Origin of the sequence: Streptomyces sp. NPDC001093, assembly GCF_040298985.1 — a bacterium.
Taxonomy (GTDB): Bacteria; Actinomycetota; Actinomycetes; order Streptomycetales; family Streptomycetaceae; genus Streptomyces.
Genome location: NZ_JBEPBF010000129.1, coordinates 11,913 through 29,895 on the forward strand (window position 1 = coordinate 11,913; position 17,983 = coordinate 29,895).

The window sequence follows — 17,983 nt, forward strand, 5'->3', positions numbered from 1 at the left end:
TCGTCCCGTATACCGGCCGGTCAAGGTCAACCCGTCGCCGGCTCCACCGCCGGTACGGGCACCGGCCGCGTCTCCGGAAGCAGCGCGAAGCACACCAGGCTGATGAGCCCGATGCCCGTCAGATACACGCCCACGGCCCAGGGCACACGCCCGCTCTGCTCCGCGAGCGCCGTGGCCACGATGGGGGTGAGCGCGCCGCCGAGGACCCCGCCGAGGTTGTAGCCCACAGCGGCGCCCGTGCAGCGGACCCGCGCATCGTACAGTTCCGGGAGGTATGCGGCGATGACCGCGAACATGGTGACGAAGGCGAGCAACGCGCCCAGGATGCCGAGGAACATCAGCAGCGGTCGGCCGGTGGCCAGCAGTGCCACCATCGGGAGCATCCACAGCACGCAGGCCGTGCACCCCGTCAGACACATCGGCCGCCGCCCATAGCGGTCGCCGAGCAGCGCCACCAAGGGCGTGAGGGCCCCCTTCACGACCACCGCGGCCATGACACAGCTCAGCATCACCGTCCGGCTCACCCCGAGCCGTTCCGTGGCGTACGCCAGCGACCAGGTCGTCACCGCGTAGAACACCGCGTACCCGATGGCCAGGGCGCCGGCCGTCAGCAGCACGAGCCGCCCGTGATGCCGAACGACCTCGACGAACGGCACGCGCGCGTGGTCGTCGATTTCCAGGAACCGAGGGCTCTCGGCGAGCGACGAGCGCAGCCACAGCCCGGCGAGCGCCGGTGCACCGGCGACCCAGAACGGCACCCGCCAGCCCCACCGCGCGAACTCCGCGTCGGACAGCACCGCCGACAGCGCGAGCATCACCCCGTTGGCGAGCACGAAGCCCACCGCGGGCCCGACTTGAGGGAAACTCGACCACAGGGCGCGTCGCGCGGCCGGCGCGTGCTCGGCGGTCAGCAGCACCGCTCCGCCCCATTCGCCGCCGAGCCCGAGCCCCTGCAGGAAGCGCAGCACGAGCAGCAACAGGGGTGCGGCGACGCCGATCGTCCCGTACGACGGCACACAGCCCACCGCGACGGTCGAGGCGCCCGTGAGCAGCAGTGAGGCGACGAGCACGGGCCGCCGTCCGTGCCGGTCGCCGAGGTGCCCGAACACCACCGAGCCCAGCGGCCGGGCGACGAACCCCACCCCGAAGGTCACGAACGCCGCCAGGGTCCCCGCGACCGGCGAGAACGTCGGGAAGAACAGCGGACCCAGGACCAGGGCCGCCGCGGTTCCGTAGACGAAGAAGTCGTAGAACTCGATCGCGGTCCCCGCCAGGGACGCGGCGGCGAGTCTCGGCATCGAAGGAGCGCTCACGGCACGTACAGGCTGCATGCCGCGTCAACCACCTACCGTGATCAACAGTTACGGGGCGCGCGGAGGCGCGAGCGAGGCGACCGTGGCGTGCGCCGAGGCCCTGGCGCGCGGCCAGCCCTGCATTCCGGCCACCGTGATAGACCGGGTGCGAGCGGCGGTCGTCGACGTACCGCCCCGAACGGACCGGAGGAAACGTGCCCCGCACCCTGGCCAACGCCCCGATCATGATCCTCAACGGGCCCAACCTGAACCTGCTCGGCCAGCGCCAGCCCGAGATCTACGGGAGGGACACCCTGGCCGATGTCGAGGCGATGTGCGCCAAGGCCGCGGCCGCGCACGGCGGCACCGTGGACTTCCGGCAGTCCAACCACGAGGGTCAGTTGGTCGACTGGATCCACGAGGCGCGCCTGAACCACTGCGGGATCGTCATCAACCCCGGTGCCTACTCCCACACGTCGGTCGCGATTCTGGACGCACTCAACACCTGCGACGGCATGCCCGTGCTGGAGGTGCACATCTCGAACATCCACCAGCGCGAATCGTTCCGGCACCACTCCTACGTCTCCCTGCGCGCCGACGGGGTGATCGCCGGATGCGGAGTGCAGGGCTACGTGTTCGGTGTGGAGCGGGTCGCCGCCCTGGTGGGCGCGGTCCAGGCCGAGGCCTAGGCCGTGGCGTAGTCGGGGGCCGTCACAGCCGGCCCGCCTCCACGATCCGCCGCAGGAAACGCCGCGTGCGCTCCTGCTGCGGGTCGCCGAAGACCTGCTCGGCGGTGCCGCGCTCCAGCACGACGCCACCGTCCAGGAAACAAACCTGGTCGGCGACGTCCCGCGCGAAGCCCATCTCGTGCGTCGCCAGCACCATGGTCATGCCGTCGTCCTTCAGGTCCCGGACCACCTCCAGCACCTCGCCCACGAGTTCGGGGTCGAGCGCCGCCGTGATCTCGTCCAGCAGCAACAGCCGGGGCCGTACGGCGAGCGCCCGTACGATCGCCACACGCTGCTGCTGACCGCCGCTGAGCCGGTCCGGATAGGCATCCGCCTTCGCACCCAGTCCGAGGCGCTCCAGCAGGCCCCTGGCCCGTTCCTCGGCCTCCGCCCGGGAGACGCCGTGCACCCGGCGGGGCGCCAGCGTGATGTTGTCCAGCACGGTCATGTGCGGGAAGAGGTTGTACGCCTGGAAGACCACGCCGATCCGGCGCCGGACCGCGTCCTGGTCGACGCGGGGGTCGGTGATCTCCTCGCCGTCCAGCCAGATCGCGCCGTCGTCGATCTCCTCCAGGAGGTTGGCGCAGCGCAGCAGCGTGGACTTGCCCGAGCCGGAGGCGCCGATCAGCGCGGTCACCGTGTGCGGGGCGACCTCCAGGCCGACGTCCCGCAGCACCACGGAGCCGCCGAAGGTCTTGCGGACGGACTCCATGCGCAGCACGGGCGCGAGTGCGTCGCTCATAGCGATCCTCCTTGGGCCCGCTGCCGGTCCATCCGGGCCGTCATCCAGTCCGTGAAGCGGGTCATCGGAATGGTCAGTGCGACGAAGACGAGGCCCGCGACGATGTACGGCGTGTAGTTGAGGCTGCGCTGGGCGATGATGTCGGCCGCCCGTACGGCGTCGACCGCGCCGCCGATCGACACGAGCCCGGTGTCCTTCTGGAGCGACACGAGGTCGTTCAGCAGGGGCGGCACCTGACGGCGTACGGCCTGGGGGAGCACCACATACCGCAGCGCCTGACGGTTGGTCAGCCCCAGTGAGCGGGCCGCGGCGCGCTGCGAGGGGTGCACGGACTCGATGCCGGCGCGGAACACCTCGGCGACGTAAGCGGAGTACGTCAGTGTCAGCGCCGTACCACCGAGCAGGACGGGATCGACGGTCACGCCCTGGAGGCGCAGTGCGGGCACCCCGAAGACCACGAGCATCAGGTTGATGATCAGCGGCAGACCGCGGAAGAAGTCCGTGTACGCGGCCGCCAGCACCCGCAGGGGGAAGAACACGGGCCCGGGCAGGGTGCGGGCGATGGCGATCAGCATGCCCAGGACGAGGACCAGCACGCCGCAGATCAGCAGCAGCCGGACGTTGAGCCACAGCCCTTCGAGGACCTTGGGGAAGGCCTCGCGCGCGTACTGCGTGTCGAAGAAGGTCTCCTCGGTGCGCGGCCAGCCGGGCGCGTTGACGACGACCAGGTAGAGGACGACGCCGGTGATCAGCGTCGACAGGGCGGCGATGGCTGTCGCGCGACGGGCACGCGCGCGCTTGTGGCGCTCGCGCCGCAGCCGTCGCTCGGACGGGACGTACCCGTCGCGCACATCGTCCTTGCCGGAGTCCTCCCCCGACTCCTCCTGCATGACGGTCACTTGAGCACCGGAGCGTCGACGGCGTCGGACAACCACTGCTTCTCCAGCTTCGCCAGCGTGCCGTCCTTGCGCAGGGCGTCCACGGCCGACGTCACGCACGACGTGAGGCCGCTGCCCTTGTCGAGGACGAGCCCGAACTGCTCGGGAGTGCCGCCCTGGTTCTCGAACTGCCCGACGATCCTGGCATTGGTCACCTGGGCCGAGGTCACGTAGAAGGCGGTCGGCAGATCGGTGACGATGGCGTCCACCTGGCCGTTCTTGAGCGCGGAGATGGCCTGGTCGTTCTTGGAGTACGCGGCCGCCTCCTGCGACGGCTTCACCACGTCGCTGATGTAGTTGAGACTCGTCGTGCCCACCTGGGCGCCCAGCTTGAGGTCCTTCAGGTCCGCGATGCTCGTCGCCTTGGCGGCCTTGCTGCCCTTCAGCGCGATGACAGCCTGGCGCACGTCGTAGTAGCCGGAGGAGAAGTCGACGGCCTTCTTGCGCTCGGAGCTGATCGACACCTGGTTGATGTCGAAGTCGAAGCTCTTCACGCCGGGCGCGAACGCCTTGTTGAACGGCACGCTCTGCCATACGACCGCGCTGTTGCCGTAACCCAGCTGCCGGGCCACGGCGTAGGCGACCGCCGACTCGAAGCCCTTGCCGTTCGCGGGCTTGTCGTCCTTGAACCAGGGCTCGTACGCCGGTTCGTCCGTCGCGATCGTCAGCTTTCCGGACGTCTTGGTGGCCAACGCGCCCTTGGTGCAGCTCTTCGCTGCCGAGCCGGAGGGAGCGGCCGACGACTTGCCCTCGGGCTGCGGAGCACAGCCGACGGCGGTGGCGAGCAGGGCTACGGTGGCGGCGGCTGCCGCACGGCGCAGGACGCGAGGCGCTGGGTACATGGCGGGAGATTGGCAGCGAACCCCGCGTTTGTCCAGGTCACGACCACAACTGTCCGCATACTGGGAACGGGTGTTGCGGCTGTGTGAACGTCCCGCACGACGCGGGCCGTTGGCCTGGGCCGCCGGCCGAGGGCGGGGTTGGAGACCGGCGGCCCTGCCGCAGAGGAGCCGTCATCCTCTGCGGGGTTGTCACCAGTGGACCGCGTGACAGGGCGTGCGGGGAGCGCGTACGCGCCCCCGGCGTGTGTGAAACATTCACACGGGGCGCGCGGCGAGAGCCGTGCGCGACGCTCGGATGAGAAGGGCGCCCGGCGCTCACCACCCGCGCGCGTGCCACTCCGGCAGATGCGGCCGCTCCGCGCCCAGGGTCGTGTCGTTGCCGTGCCCGGGATAGACCCAGGTCTCATCGGGCAGCACGTCGAAGATCTTCGTCTCCACGTCGTGGATCAGGCTGGCGAAGGCCTTCGGATCCTTGCGCGTGTTACCGACGCCGCCCGGGAAGAGGCAGTCGCCGGTGAAGACATGCGGATGACCGTGCGGGTCGTCGTAGACCAGCGCGATCGAACCCGGGGTGTGCCCGACGAGGTGCCGCGCGGTGAGCTCCACCCGTCCCACCCGGATCACGTCGCCGTCGTCCACGAGGACATCGGTGGGCACGGGGATGCCGGGGGCGTCCTCGCGGCCGGCATACGTACGCGCGCCCGTGGCCGCGACGACCTCGGCGAGCGCCTGCCAGTGGTCGCCGTGCTGATGCGTGGTGACGACGGACGCGATGCCGTCGTCACCGATCATGCCGAGAAGTGCCTCCGCCTCATTGGCGGCGTCGATCAGGAGCTGCTCGTCGGTGGCCCGGCAGCGCAGCAGGTAGGCGTTGTTGTCCATCGGGCCGACCGCGATCTTCGTGATCATGAGGTCTTTCAGCTCGTGCACATCCGCCGGTCCGCCGACCCTGACCTCTCCGGTGTACGTCATGGTGATCAGCCTATAGCGGGGGAGGGCCGACGGACCGTAGCTGACCTACAAGGGCGGCAGCTTCGGCAGCGCGCCCTTCGTCGTCAGGCCGGAGCCGTCGCGCCGCCCGGCGAGCCAGCCCAGCAGGTCCGCGGCCGTACCCTCGACCGCGACAGGGCCGCCCTCCGCTCCGCCGCCCGTGGTCCAGGACCGGCCGTCACCGGCGGTCAGACTCGTCCAGGGCACCTCCTTGTGTCCGGCGAAGCGCTCCGCCAGGAAGTCGATCTCCCGTTCCGTGAACTCGGCCGGAAGATCCTCCAGCTCGTACCCGATGCCGAGATCGACGTGGTGCAGCTCGACCTCGACCCACCGCCGGAACGGCACCCGCGACGCCGAGTCGGTGACCCCGTTGCGCAGCTCCACCGTGCGCGACCAGTCCGCCGGGGCGTCCCCCACCGTCTGGAAGCGGGCCGCGCTCTCCCGCAGGTCGGTGAGCTGGGCGTCGAGGGGGCGCGGGGCGTCGCGCTCGATGTCGGCGTCCCGCGCCTCGGCGCTCGCGTACATGGGCCGGCCCTCGAGAACGTTCACGAGCGCGTCCGCGTTGCGGGCGAGATGGGCCAGGACGTGCCCGCGGCTCCACCCCGGAAGCCGTGACGGCTCGGCGAGCGACGCGTTGTCCAGTTCGGCGACCGCGGTGAGGAGCCGCTCGGTCGCGTCACGTACACATGCCAGGTCATGAGCGTGATCAATCATGGGCCTGACATTAGTCCGGCCACACCTTTGGGTGAAGGTGGTGAACCTCGCCCGCAAATCGAAAGCACGTGCTATATCGTCGAAGGCGGCGTCGGGCATGCTGGATGGCCGGGGGTTGTTATGCAACCGGGCAATCCGACCGGCGTTGTCAGTGGCTCCCCCTAGTCTGAAGAAGCACGGGGGCCCCGCCCCTGTCACTTCTCTCAAGAAAGGTGCGGACCGGCGTGGCCGACCGTCTCATCGTCCGTGGCGCGCGCGAGCACAACCTGAAAAACGTCTCGCTCGACCTGCCGCGTGACTCGCTCATCGTCTTCACGGGCCTGTCCGGGTCGGGCAAGTCCTCCCTGGCCTTCGACACGATCTTCGCCGAGGGCCAGCGGCGCTACGTGGAGTCGCTCTCCTCGTACGCCCGGCAGTTCCTCGGCCAGATGGACAAGCCGGATGTCGACTTCATCGAGGGCCTGTCCCCGGCGGTCTCCATCGACCAGAAGTCGACCTCGCGCAACCCGCGCTCGACGGTCGGCACCATCACCGAGGTCTACGACTATCTGCGTCTGCTCTTCGCGCGCATCGGCAAGCCGCACTGTCCCGAGTGCGGCCGACCGATCTCCCGCCAGTCGCCGCAGGCCATCGTCGACAGGGTCCTGGAGCTGCCGGAGGGGAGCCGCTTCCAGGTGCTGTCGCCGCTCGTGCGCGAGCGCAAGGGCGAGTTCGTCGATCTCTTCGCCGACCTGCAGACCAAGGGCTACTCCCGCGCGCGCGTCGACGGGCAGACCATCCAGCTGTCCGAGCCGCCGGCGCTGAAGAAGCAGGAGAAGCACACCATCGAGGTGGTCGTGGACCGCCTCACGGTGAAGGAGTCGGCCAAGCGCCGCCTCACCGACTCCGTGGAGACCGCCCTCGGCCTGTCCGGCGGCATGATCGTGCTCGACTTCGTCGACCTCCCCGAGGACGACCCCGAGCGCGAGCGCATGTACTCCGAGCACCTGTACTGCCCGTACGACGACCTGTCCTTCGAGGAACTGGAGCCCCGCTCCTTCTCCTTCAACTCGCCCTTCGGCGCCTGCCCCGACTGCACCGGCATCGGCACCCGCATGGAGGTCGACCCCGAGCTGATCGTCCCGGACGAGGAAAAAACCCTGGACGAGGGCGCCATCCACCCCTGGTCGCACGGGCACACCAAGGACTACTTCGGCCGCCTGATCGGTGCCCTCGCGGACGCGCTCGGCTTCCGCACGGACATCCCGTTCGCGGGCCTGCCGCAGCGCGCGAAGAAGGCCCTGCTCCACGGCCACAAGACCCAGATCGAGGTCCGCTACCGCAACCGGTACGGCCGGGAGCGCGTGTACACCACGCCCTTCGAGGGCGCGGTGCCGTTCGTCAAGCGCCGTCACAGCGAATCCGAGAGCGACGCCAGCCGCGAGCGCTTCGAGGGCTACATGCGCGAGGTCCCGTGCCCCTCCTGCGAGGGCACGCGCCTGAAGCCGATCGTCCTCGCGGTCACGATCATGGAGAAGTCGATCGCCGAGGTCTCCGCGATGTCGATCAGCGACTGCGCGGACTTCCTGGGCCAGCTGAGGCTGAGCGCCCGGGACAAGAAGATCGCCGAGCGGGTGCTGAAGGAGGTCAACGAGCGACTGCGCTTCCTGGTCGACGTCGGCCTCGACTACCTCTCGCTGAACCGTGCGGCCGGCACGCTCTCCGGCGGCGAGGCCCAGCGCATCCGCCTGGCCACCCAGATCGGCTCCGGCCTCGTCGGCGTCCTGTACGTGCTGGACGAACCGTCCATCGGCCTGCACCAGCGGGACAACCACCGGCTGATCGAGACCCTGGTCCGGCTGCGCGACATGGGCAACACGCTCATCGTCGTGGAGCACGACGAGGACACCATCAAGGTCGCTGACTGGGTCGTGGACATCGGCCCCGGTGCCGGTGAACACGGCGGCAAGGTCGTGCACAGCGGCTCCCTGAAGGAGCTGCTCGCCAACACCGAGTCGCAGACCGGCGCGTACCTCTCTGGCCGCAAGGCGATCCCGCTTCCGGACATCCGCCGTCCCCGCGACCCGTCCCGCAAGCTGACCGTGCACGGCGCCCGTGAGAACAACCTGCAGGACATCGACGTGTCCTTCCCGCTGGGTGTGTTCACGGCCGTCACGGGCGTCTCCGGATCCGGCAAGTCGACGCTGGTCAACGACATCCTGTACACGCACCTGGCCCGCGAGCTGAACGGCGCGAGGAACGTCCCCGGACGGCACACGCGCGTGGACGGCGACGACCTGGTCGACAAGGTCGTGCACGTCGACCAGTCGCCGATCGGCCGCACTCCGCGGTCCAACCCCGCGACGTACACCGGTGTCTTCGATCACATCCGCAAGCTGTTCGCCGAGACCACCGAGGCGAAGGTCCGCGGCTACCTGCCCGGTCGCTTCTCCTTCAACGTCAAGGGCGGCCGCTGCGAGAACTGCGCGGGTGACGGCACCATCAAGATCGAGATGAACTTCCTCCCGGACGTCTACGTCCCGTGCGAGGTCTGCCACGGAGCCCGGTACAACCGGGAGACCCTGGAGGTCCACTACAAGGGCAAGTCCATCGCCGACGTGCTGAACATGCCGATCGAGGAGGCCACCGACTTCTTCGAGGCCGTCCCGGCCATCTCCCGGCACCTGAGGACGCTGAAGGACGTCGGTCTCGGCTACGTCCGCCTCGGCCAGTCCGCCACCACGCTCTCCGGAGGTGAGGCCCAGCGCGTGAAGCTGGCCAGCGAGCTGCAGAAGCGATCCACCGGACGCACTGTCTACGTCCTGGACGAGCCGACCACCGGTCTGCACTTCGAGGACATCAGCAAGCTGCTGACGGTCCTCGGTGGCCTGGTCGACAAGGGCAACACGGTGATCGTCATCGAGCACAACCTCGACGTGATCAAGACCGCCGACTGGATCGTCGACATGGGTCCGGAAGGCGGCGCCGGCGGCGGCCTCGTGGTCGCCGAGGGCACGCCCGAGGAGGTCGCCGGGGTGCCGGCCAGCCACACCGGCAAGTTCCTGCGCGAGATCCTCGGCGCCGACCGCATCAGCGACGCGGAACCGGTGAAGGTGCCACGGGCGGGCACGGCCAAGAGGACGGCCGCCGCGAAGACGGCGGCGAAGAAGACGGTGACGGCCAAGGCCAACAACACGGCTAGCAAGAAGGCCGACGCGGTCACGAAGAAGGCGGCTACCGCGAAGAAGACGACGCGGGCACGCAAGGCCTGACAGACCACCAGAAAAGCGGCGCCCCGCGGGAACTCCCCGCGGGGCGCCGCTCGTTCCACCATCAGCCACCCCGGCTCCGAGGCACGCCAGGTCCCCGTGTCACGGTCCGGGCCGCACCTTGACAACAGCAGAGAGGAAAACAGCACAGAGAAGAGGGCCGCTCACAGATCACCGAGCTCGGCCGAGTACGGCGGCTCGGCCCCCGCCCGTGAGCAGGTGACCGCAGCCGCGCGTGCCGCGAAGCACAGCAGCCGCCTCCAGCCCTCCGTCCCGAGGGCGGCGAGCGCTTCCTCCGACAGCGCGTCCAGGGCGGAAAGCCCATGCAGCAGAGCCGCGTTGACCGTGTCACCGGCGCCGATGGTGTCCACCACGGCGACCTTCTCACCCGGCACGGAATACTCGGCGCCGTCCCGGGTGAACGCGGTCAGCCCGTCCCCGCCCCGGGTCACCACCACGGCCGCCGGTCCCGCGGCCAGCCACTCGCGCGGTGTGCCGCCCAGCCACTCGGCGTCCTCCGCGGACAGCTTCAGCAGCGTCACCGAGGGCAGCCAGCTCTTGAAACGCGCCCGGTAGGCGTCCGCGTCCGGGATCAGTCCCGCCCGGATGTTGGGGTCGAGCGCGGTGAACAGCCCCCGCCCGGCCGCCGTGCGCATCAGCTCCTCATAGGCGCTCGCCCCCGGTTCCAGGACGAGTGAGCAGGTACCGAAGGACACCGCGCGGGTACCTTCGGGCAGCGCGGCGGGCGCGGTGAACAGGCGGTCGGCGGTGCCGTCCACATAGAAGGAATATGCGGCGGAGCCGCCGCCGTCGATCGTGGCCACCGCCAGCGTCGTCGGCTCCGTCCCGCGCTGTACGCCCGACACGTCCACCCCAGCGCGCCGCAGCCCGTCCAGCAGGGCTTCGCCGAAGGCGTCGTGTGACGTCCGGGAGCAGAAAGCGGTGCGGGAACCGAGCCGGCCAAGGGCCACGGCGGTGTTGTACGGGCCGCCGCCGAGCGCCGGCTTCAGGGTCGCGAGGGCGCCGGAGCCCTGCGGTACCAGGTCGATCAGTGCCTCACCGGCGACGACGATCACGAGGCGGTTCCCTTCTCCGACGGCGTTGACGATGTGGTGTGACCGGGCTCCTCGGACCCGCCCGGCTCCTCCGGGCACCCGCAGGACGTGCGATGGACGAACGCGCACGGCAGCCGCACTGTGCGGGTCGGCCGACGCGGCTCGTCCAGACGGTCCAGGAGCACCTGGACGGCCCGCGCACCCAACTCCCTGCTGGGCTGGGCGATGGCGGTGAGCCGGGGCGAGAACAGATCGGCCCAGGCGAAGTCGTCGAAGCAGCACAGGGCCAGGTCGTCCGGGACGGACAGACCGTGCCGGCGCAGAGCGCGCAGGGCGCCGATGGTCATCGCGTTGTTGGCGGTGACGAGTGCCGTGGGCGGTTCGGGGAGGGCGAGCAGGGCGGCCGTGGCCTGCTCGGCACCCGAGGCCTCGGAGTTGCCGGACACGAGGAGCCGTTCATCGAGGTCCAGTCCGGCGGCGTTGAGGCCGTCGTGGTAGCCGGAGACACGGTCGCTGGTGGTGCTGAGCCCCGGCAGGCCCGCGACCAGGCCGATCCTGTGGTGGCCCAGCCCGGCGAGATGGGTGACCAGGCGGGCGGTCGGCCTGGCGCCGTCGGCGCAGACCTGGTCGTACCAGGGCGCCTCCTGGTCGGGGGCGGCGCCTGCTCCAGCACCCACCGCGGATCCGTCCGTCGGGTCCGCGTCGATCACCCGGTCCAGGAACACGGTCGGCACGGCATGGCGGCGGAGATAGCCGACCAGTTCCTGAGGACGCGCGGAGGGGGCGACGATGAGGCCGTCCACGCGGCGCTCATGCAGGAGCTGCACGACCTTGCGCTCGTGCCCGGGGTCGTCGTGCGGGTCCGCGATGAGCAGGCTGTAGCCCGCCCTGAGGGCGGCGGCTTCGACGCCCTGGAGGATCTCTGTGAAGTACGGGTTGCTGATCGCCGACACCGCGAGCCCGATGGAGCGTGTGCGGGACGTCACCAGGGACCGCGCCAGGGTGTTGGGGGTGTAGCCGAGCGCGTCGATTGCGTCGAGCACGGCCTGGCGGGTGTGCGGCAGCACCGGGCGGGTGCCGTTCAGCACATGGGACACGGTCGCCACGGAGACTCCGGCGCTCCGCGCGACGTCCGCCATCGTGGGCATCGCCTCTCCCTCCCGAACCGACCGAGCGCAGTCCTTCCGGCCGGGACCGTATCCCATGGACCGCCCCCGCGTAAACGCTTGCGCAAGCGTTTACGCACCCTTCTCGCCCCGGCCCTCCCCAGGTGTCCCCTCGCTCCTCACTGTCAACGCCAGGCAGCCATCCCCGCAGTCACCGCCCCCGCTCCGGGGGCGGCCCCTGTGCCCGGGTATCGTCGCCCTCCACACCCCTTGAGCAGTGGAGTTCCCGATGCCCGCCCGACCGTCCGCGAGCCGTCGTACCGTCCTTCGAGGGGCCGCCGTGGCCCCGGTCGCCGGGCTCGGCCTGGCCGCGTGCTCGGCGCCGGGCCAGGGCGGCTCGGTCGCGGCCACCCCGACCGCTCCGGTGGACCTCGGTGCCGAGAGCGAGGTCTCGAAGGGCGGAGCCAAGCTCTACCGGGACCACAACGTGGTCGTCAGCCGCGACGGGAGCGGCGCGCTGAAGGCCTACAGCACGATCTGCACGCACGCGGGGTGCCCCATCAACAAGCTCCAGGGGACGACCTTGATCTGCCCCTGCCACGGCAGCCAGTTCGACGCCGTGACGGGCAAGGTGGTCCAGTCACCGGCCACCGAGCCCCTGGCCGAGCTCCCGGTCAAGACCAAGAACGGCAGGATCGTCGCCGGCCCGGGCGCCTGAACGGACAGCCGCGCCGGCACCCCGGGTGCCTGAACGGGGTGTACGGCCGCACAGCATCGCCGGCACCGCCGCGCGCGCCCTCATGCCGCGGCGCAACCGTGCTGCCACGCCGCTGCACGGGGCAGCCGCCTTCCAGCCGGCCCGCGGCCCTGTCCCCTCTCTCCTGTCCCCGGCATCGGCCCCCTGCCTCCGGTCTCCAGCCATGGTCCTGGGCGCCGCCGTGGTCCCCGGCCGTCGGCACCGGCCCAGCTCTCGATCCCATCCCCGGTCGCCGCGTGCCGCGGCTGCCTGCCTCGGGTCCGCCGAGCCGCTGGCCCTGGCCCGTCCCCGGTCGCCGCCTGTCCCGGCTGCCTGTTCCGGCCGCGTGCATCGAGGCCCGCCGAGCCCCCCGAGCCCGCCGAGCCCCCCCGAGCTCTGGTCCCCTGCCGCCCCTGGTCCTCAGCCCTCCACCTGCTGCCCGGCCCAGCCGTCGGCCGGCGAGCCCGGCCCCGTCGCCCGTGCGACGCCTTCCCGCCGCCTCGACGTCAAGGGCCCCCACGCCCGTGCGATGTCTCCCCACCGACTCACCTCAACGGACCCACGCCCGAGGCGATTTCACCCCACTCCCAGGCGATGCCGACGATGCCCGGGCGGATTCGCGGTTCGACCACGTGGACGCAGTGGTGGGGGCCGGTGACCGGCAGGTCGTGGCGGCCGCTGCGGGGAGCCGCCGTCGAGTGCTGGGTGAAGCGATGGCAGCGCGCCGGCAGCGCGGCCGCGTCGAACCGCACCTGGAGGGCGTACTGGCCGCCAGGGAAGCCGAAGCGGTGGAGGTACTCGCGGCAGGGCCCGGCCGTGCCGTCCTCGATGCCGTACCGGAAGAGGAAGGTGTCGCCGGCGCGCAGCCGGGTGTCGAAGAGCAGCTCCGCGGCCAGCACGCCGGTGCCCTGGTCCCAGCGGACGCGTCCCGTGCGGCAGTTCTCCAGCGCCCGCACCCTGATGTCGTGCGGGCGGCAACCCCGGTCGCCGTGGTGCACGGCGACGAAGCGGTCGACGCCGTCGCGGTGGGCCCGCACGATGTGGTGGGCCTCGCGGCCCGCCAGTTCGCGCCGGGCGCCGATGCGGACGCATTCGTGGTGGCCCAGGGTGTGCAGCCCGCCGTCCAGGGTCCAGCCGAGCTCGGCCCGGAGCCGGTCCAGGACGTCCGAGGCCTCGATCAGGGAGCGGTAGGAGCGCCCGGCCGGCCGGCCGGGCGTCGCGCACCCGTCGGTCTCGGCGAGCAGCCGGATCAGTGACTCGTCCGGCAGCTGGAGGATCTCCTCCAGTGCCCGTACGGCCCGCAGCGACTCCGGGCGCTGGGGGCGGCGGGCTCCCTGCTGCCAGTAACTCAGGCTGGTGACGCCGACCTTCACCCCGTGCCGGGACAGATGGTGCTGGACGCGCTGGAGCGGCAGCCCGCGTGCGGCGATCGCGGCGCGCAGCGCCACATGGAAGGGGCCGCCCCGCAGGGCCGTGTCCAGTTCCGCGGTGGGGAGGTGCGCGTGCTCTGTGGCATGCCGCATGCCGGGGCGCCTTTCTGTGAGGTGTCGCTACGGCTGGTCAGGCCGCCTGCGCCGGTGTACGGGGCCCACCCCCCTGGGCGTCGTGGACGCCCCTGGCTGCGCACGCCGCGCCGGTACGGGTGCGTGCACGGCCCCGAGTTCCCCCGCATTGAAGCGTGTTGACCAGGCCCCGACAACACCTCGAACCCGCCATGGCCACCCCCGGGCGGGCCGCGGCCCTACGCCGGGGTCTCCGGCCACAGACGTCACGCCCGTCCGAGCCGGCCGATGGGAAGATCGACGCGTGACGGAGACCTGGACCTTCGACGGTGATCGCACGGCCGTGACGGGGGAGGAGGCGGTCGCCGTGCTGCGGCGGCGGATCGCCGAGGGCTGTCCGGAAACCTGGCTGACCGGCTCCGCAGGGCGCCTGCTGTCCGTGGTGAGCAACACCGGACGCGCCCTGGTAATGCTTCTCGAGGGGGAGGGCGACCCGGGCGCCCACGCCGTCTCCGCGGGTTCCGGAGGGGTGAGCGGGGGTTTCCGGCCGGCGAACGGGCAGTGCGACACGTACGCCGACGAGGACACCGTGCCGCTCGACGAGGCGTTCCGGATCGTCCGGCACGTGATCGGTACGGGCCTGCCGCCGACGGACACGCGATGGGCTGTGGACAGGTGAGCGGCACGGGCGGGGGCGTTGTCCACAGGCCCGACGCGGTGTCGGTGCTCGCCAGTAGGGTGTGAGACATGGCCGATCCCTCCAGCTACCGCCCCAGGCCGGGTGAGATCCCGGACTCCCCCGGGGTGTACAGGTTCCGTGACGAGCACCGCCGGGTGATCTACGTCGGAAAGGCGAAAAGCCTGCGCCAGCGCCTGGCGAACTACTTCCAGGACCTGGCGAACCTGCACCCGCGCACCCGGACGATGGTGACCACCGCCGCGTCCGTCGAGTGGACCGTGGTGTCCACGGAGGTCGAGGCCCTCCAGCTGGAGTACTCCTGGATCAAGGAGTACGACCCCCGGTTCAACGTCAAGTACCGCGACGACAAGAGCTACCCGTACCTCGCGGTGACGATGAACGAGGAGTTCCCGCGCGTGCAGGTGATGCGCGGTCACAAGAAGAAGGGCGTCCGGTACTTCGGGCCGTACGCGCACGCGTGGGCCATCCGGGACACCGTCGACCTGCTGCTGCGCGTGTTCCCGGTGCGCACCTGCTCGGCCGGCGTGTTCAAGAACGCCGCCCGCACCGGCCGCCCCTGCCTGCTCGGCTACATCGGCAAGTGCTCCGCCCCCTGCGTCGGCCGGATCAGCCCCGAGGACCACCGGGAGCTGGCCGAGGAGTTCTGCGACTTCATGGCCGGCCGCACCGGCGCCTACCTCCGCCGTCTGGAGAAGCAGATGATGGAGGCGGCCGAGGAGATGGAGTACGAGCGGGCGGCGCGGCTGCGCGACGACATCGAGGCCCTGAGGAAGGCCATGGAGAAGAACGCCGTCGTGCTCGCCGACGCGACGGACGCCGACCTCATCGCCGTCGCCGAGGACGAGCTGGAGGCGGCCGTGCAGATCTTCCATGTGCGCGGCGGCCGGGTGCGCGGCCAGCGCGGCTGGGTGACCGACAAGGTCGAGGAGATCACCACCGGCGCGCTGGTCGAGCACGCCCTGCAGCAGCTCTACGGCGAGGAGACCGGGGACGCCGTCCCCAAGGAGGTCCTGGTCCCGGCGCTTCCCGAGCTGGTCGAGCCGGTCCAGGAGTGGCTGACCGTCCGCCGCGGGGCGAACGTGTCGCTGCGCATCCCGCAGCGCGGCGACAAGAAGGCGCTCATGGAGACCGTGCAGCGCAACGCCCAGCAGGCGCTCGCCCTGCACAAGACCAAGCGCGCCTCCGACCTGACCACGCGCTCGCGCGCCCTGGAGGAGATCGCTGAGGCCCTCGGTCTGGACAGTGCCCCGCTGCGCATCGAGTGCTACGACATCTCGCATCTCCAGGGGGACGACGTGGTCGCCTCCATGGTCGTCTTCGAGGACGGCCTGCAGCGCAAGAGCGAGTACCGCCGCTTCCAGATCAAGGGCTTCGCCGGTCAGGACGACGTCCGCTCCATGCACGAGGTGATCACCCGCCGCTTCAGGCGGTACCTCGCGGAGAAGGAGAAGACGGGGGAGTGGACCGACGGCTCCGGCCCCGAGGACGCCCTCACCGACGGCGACGGCACGCTCACCGGCACGGACGAGATCACCAACGCGCTCAAGGACGACGACGGCCGTCCGAAGAAGTTCGCCTATCCGCCGCAGCTCGTCGTGGTCGACGGAGGGCAGCCCCAGGTCGCCGCGGCCCGGCGCGCCCTGGACGAGCTGGGCATCGACGACATCGCCGTCTGTGGCCTCGCCAAGCGCCTGGAGGAGGTCTGGCTGCCCGGCGACGACGACCCGGTGGTCCTGCCCCGCACCAGCGAGGGCCTCTATCTGCTCCAGCGTGTCCGTGACGAGGCCCACCGGTTCGCGATCACCTACCAGCGCACCAAGCGCGCCAAACGCTTCCGGGCCGGCCCCCTGGACGACGTCCCCGGCCTCGGCGAGACACGCAAACAGGCGCTCATCAAGCATTTCGGCTCGGTGAAAAGGCTGCGGTCCGCCACAATCGAACAGATCCAGGAGGTGCCCGGGATAGGCCGGAAGACGGCCGAGACCATCGCCGCGGCCCTCGCCCAGGCGGCTCCGGCCGCACCCGCCGTGAACACGGCGACTGGAGAGATCATTGATGACGAGGAACCCGATACGACGGCGGGTTCCTCGGGGGAGCCCGTAACCGCGGGCCTCCCGGACGAACGACGGGGGCAGGAGAGATGACGGAGCACGACGCACAGCCCACAGCACAGCGGGACCGGGCTCGCAAGGAAGCGGGGCAGGACCAGCCGCGACCCGCGGCGGGCGAGCAGCCCGCTGCCCAGGAAAACGGAGCACAGGTGAGCACGGACGGTACGCCGGCCGCAGGCCAGGAGGCGGCCATCCCCGAGCTGGTGATCATCTCCGGGATGTCCGGAGCGGGACGGTCGACGGCGGCGAAGTGTCTGGAGGATCTCGGCTGGTTCGTCGTGGACAACCTCCCGCCCGCCCTCATCCCCACCATGGTGGAGCTGGGCGCCCGCTCACAGGGCAACGTGGCGCGGATCGCGGTCGTCGTGGACGTGCGCGGCCGGCGCTTCTTCGACAATCTGCGCGAATCCCTCGCCGACCTCGACACCCGGGGCGTCACCCGGCGGATCGTCTTCCTCGAGTCCTCCGACGAGGCCCTGGTGCGCCGCTTCGAGTCGGTGCGCCGTCCGCACCCGCTGCAGGGCGACGGCCGCATCGTGGACGGCATCGCCGCCGAGCGCGAGCTGCTGCGCGAGCTGCGCGGCGACGCCGACCTGGTGATCGACACCTCCAGCCTGAACGTGCACGAGCTGCGTGCCAAGATGGACGCCCAGTTCGCCGGCGAGGAGGAGCCCGAGCTGCGGGCCACCGTGATGTCCTTCGGCTTCAAGTACGGCCTCCCGGTCGACGCCGACCTGGTCGCGGACATGCGGTTCCTGCCCAACCCGCACTGGGTGCCGGAGCTGCGCCCGTTCACCGGCCTGAACGAGGAGGTGTCGGCGTACGTCTTCAACCAGCCCGGCGCGAAGGAGTTCCTCGACCGGTACGCCGAACTGCTGCGGCTCATCGCCGCCGGCTACCGGCGCGAGGGCAAGCGGTATGTGACCATCGCCATCGGCTGTACGGGCGGCAAGCACCGCTCGGTGGCGGTGTCGGAGAAGCTCGCCGCGCGCCTCGCGGCCGAGGGTGTGGAGACGGTGGTCGTACACCGGGACATGGGACGGGAATGACGGAACGTACACGGCGGCTCGGCAGGCTGCGCCGGATGGTGCCGGAGGGGCGCTCCGGCCGGGCCACGGCCGAGGGGACGGCCCGCCCCGCAGAGGCCCGCGGCGGCCGGCCCCGCCGCCGGGGCGGCCAGCCCCAGGTGGTCGCGCGCGGCGGCGGCGTGGGCCTGTACGCCTCCCCCGCCGCCCAGCGCCGGGACACCCGCGCCCTCACCGCCCTCGGGCCCCGGGCC

Annotated in this window: 15 protein-coding genes and 1 pseudogene; 7 read left to right on the plus strand and 9 right to left on the minus strand. The window is 71.1% G+C overall.

From position 1 onward, the window contains the following. Nucleotides 1-26: 26 nt before the first annotated feature. Nucleotides 27-1,298, minus strand: a complete 1,272-nt coding sequence (locus ABT288_RS40260) for an MFS transporter (RefSeq protein WP_351619109.1) — start codon at nt 1,296-1,298, stop codon at nt 27-29. A 209-nt stretch (nt 1,299-1,507) separates the two neighbouring features. On the opposite strand from ABT288_RS40260, the gene aroQ reads away from it, so the two are divergent. After that, complete coding sequence (gene aroQ, locus ABT288_RS40265) at nt 1,508-1,981, plus strand: type II 3-dehydroquinate dehydratase (RefSeq protein ID WP_351619071.1); 474 nt, start codon at nt 1,508-1,510, stop codon at nt 1,979-1,981. Nucleotides 1,982-2,003: 22 nt separating this feature from the next. Here the strand turns inward: aroQ and ABT288_RS40270 are convergent, their stop codons facing one another. The 5 genes from ABT288_RS40270 to ABT288_RS40290 form a co-directional block, all read right to left on the minus strand. After that, complete coding sequence (locus ABT288_RS40270) at nt 2,004-2,762, minus strand: amino acid ABC transporter ATP-binding protein (RefSeq protein ID WP_351619075.1); 759 nt, start codon at nt 2,760-2,762, stop codon at nt 2,004-2,006. Beyond that, nucleotides 2,759-3,661, minus strand: a complete 903-nt coding sequence (locus tag ABT288_RS40275; RefSeq protein ID WP_351619078.1) for an amino acid ABC transporter permease — start codon at nt 3,659-3,661, stop codon at nt 2,759-2,761. The genes ABT288_RS40270 and ABT288_RS40275 overlap by 4 nt, the downstream gene beginning before the upstream one ends. Then, a complete protein-coding gene (locus ABT288_RS40280) occupies nt 3,658-4,542 on the minus strand; it encodes an ABC transporter substrate-binding protein (RefSeq protein ID WP_351619081.1) in 885 nt (294 codons plus the stop codon). The genes ABT288_RS40275 and ABT288_RS40280 overlap by 4 nt, the downstream gene beginning before the upstream one ends. A 315-nt stretch (nt 4,543-4,857) precedes the next feature. After that, the gene (locus ABT288_RS40285) at nt 4,858-5,514 is read right to left on the minus strand and encodes an MBL fold metallo-hydrolase (protein ID WP_351619084.1); all 657 of its coding nucleotides are present in this window, start codon (nt 5,512-5,514) and stop codon (nt 4,858-4,860) included. A gap of 45 nt (nt 5,515-5,559) precedes the next feature. Then, nucleotides 5,560-6,246 (minus strand): maleylpyruvate isomerase family mycothiol-dependent enzyme, encoded by a 687-nt coding sequence (locus tag ABT288_RS40290; RefSeq protein ID WP_351619087.1) that lies wholly within the window; start codon nt 6,244-6,246, stop codon nt 5,560-5,562. Nucleotides 6,247-6,470: 224 nt separating this feature from the next. On the opposite strand from ABT288_RS40290, the gene uvrA reads away from it, so the two are divergent. After that, nucleotides 6,471-9,497 carry an excinuclease ABC subunit UvrA gene (gene uvrA / locus ABT288_RS40295; protein ID WP_351619089.1) on the plus strand — a complete coding sequence of 1,009 codons (3,027 nt, stop codon included), beginning with the start codon at nt 6,471-6,473 and terminating at the stop codon, nt 9,495-9,497. A 161-nt stretch (nt 9,498-9,658) separates the two neighbouring features. On the opposite strand, the gene ABT288_RS40300 is transcribed toward uvrA, so the two are convergent. Together ABT288_RS40300 and ABT288_RS40305 are read right to left on the minus strand one after the other, a co-directional pair. Continuing rightward, a complete protein-coding gene (locus ABT288_RS40300) occupies nt 9,659-10,570 on the minus strand; it encodes a carbohydrate kinase family protein (RefSeq protein WP_351619092.1) in 912 nt (303 codons plus the stop codon). Then, nucleotides 10,567-11,697, minus strand: coding sequence for a LacI family DNA-binding transcriptional regulator (locus tag ABT288_RS40305; protein WP_351619094.1), 1,131 nt, complete (start codon nt 11,695-11,697; stop codon nt 10,567-10,569). Before ABT288_RS40305 ends, ABT288_RS40300 begins: the two co-directional genes overlap by 4 nt. Before the next feature lie 247 nt (nt 11,698-11,944). On the opposite strand from ABT288_RS40305, the gene ABT288_RS40310 reads away from it, so the two are divergent. Beyond that, nucleotides 11,945-12,373, plus strand: a complete 429-nt coding sequence (locus ABT288_RS40310; protein ID WP_351619096.1) for a Rieske (2Fe-2S) protein — start codon at nt 11,945-11,947, stop codon at nt 12,371-12,373. A gap of 563 nt (nt 12,374-12,936) precedes the next feature. On the opposite strand, the gene ABT288_RS40315 is transcribed toward ABT288_RS40310, so the two are convergent. Further along, entirely contained in the window at nt 12,937-13,914 is a 978-nt protein-coding gene (locus tag ABT288_RS40315; RefSeq protein ID WP_351619098.1) for a hypothetical protein, read from the minus strand. 283 nt (nt 13,915-14,197) lie between these two features. Between ABT288_RS40315 and ABT288_RS40320 the strand changes: the two genes are divergently transcribed. The 4 genes and pseudogenes from ABT288_RS40320 to ABT288_RS40335 all read left to right on the plus strand — a co-directional run. Continuing rightward, nucleotides 14,198-14,572: a hypothetical protein gene (locus ABT288_RS40320; protein ID WP_351619101.1), complete on the plus strand. Its 375-nt coding sequence runs from the start codon at nt 14,198-14,200 to the stop codon at nt 14,570-14,572. A gap of 68 nt (nt 14,573-14,640) precedes the next feature. Further along, complete coding sequence (gene uvrC, locus ABT288_RS40325) at nt 14,641-16,737, plus strand: excinuclease ABC subunit UvrC (RefSeq protein WP_351619104.1); 2,097 nt, start codon at nt 14,641-14,643, stop codon at nt 16,735-16,737. Further along, nucleotides 16,734-17,753 (plus strand): RNase adapter RapZ, encoded by a 1,020-nt coding sequence (gene rapZ / locus ABT288_RS40330; RefSeq protein WP_351619106.1) that lies wholly within the window; start codon nt 16,734-16,736, stop codon nt 17,751-17,753. Before uvrC ends, rapZ begins: the two co-directional genes overlap by 4 nt. Beyond that, nucleotides 17,750-17,983: pseudogene (locus ABT288_RS40335) on the plus strand (hypothetical protein); the annotation flags it as partial. The gene rapZ and the pseudogene ABT288_RS40335, both read left to right, overlap by 4 nt.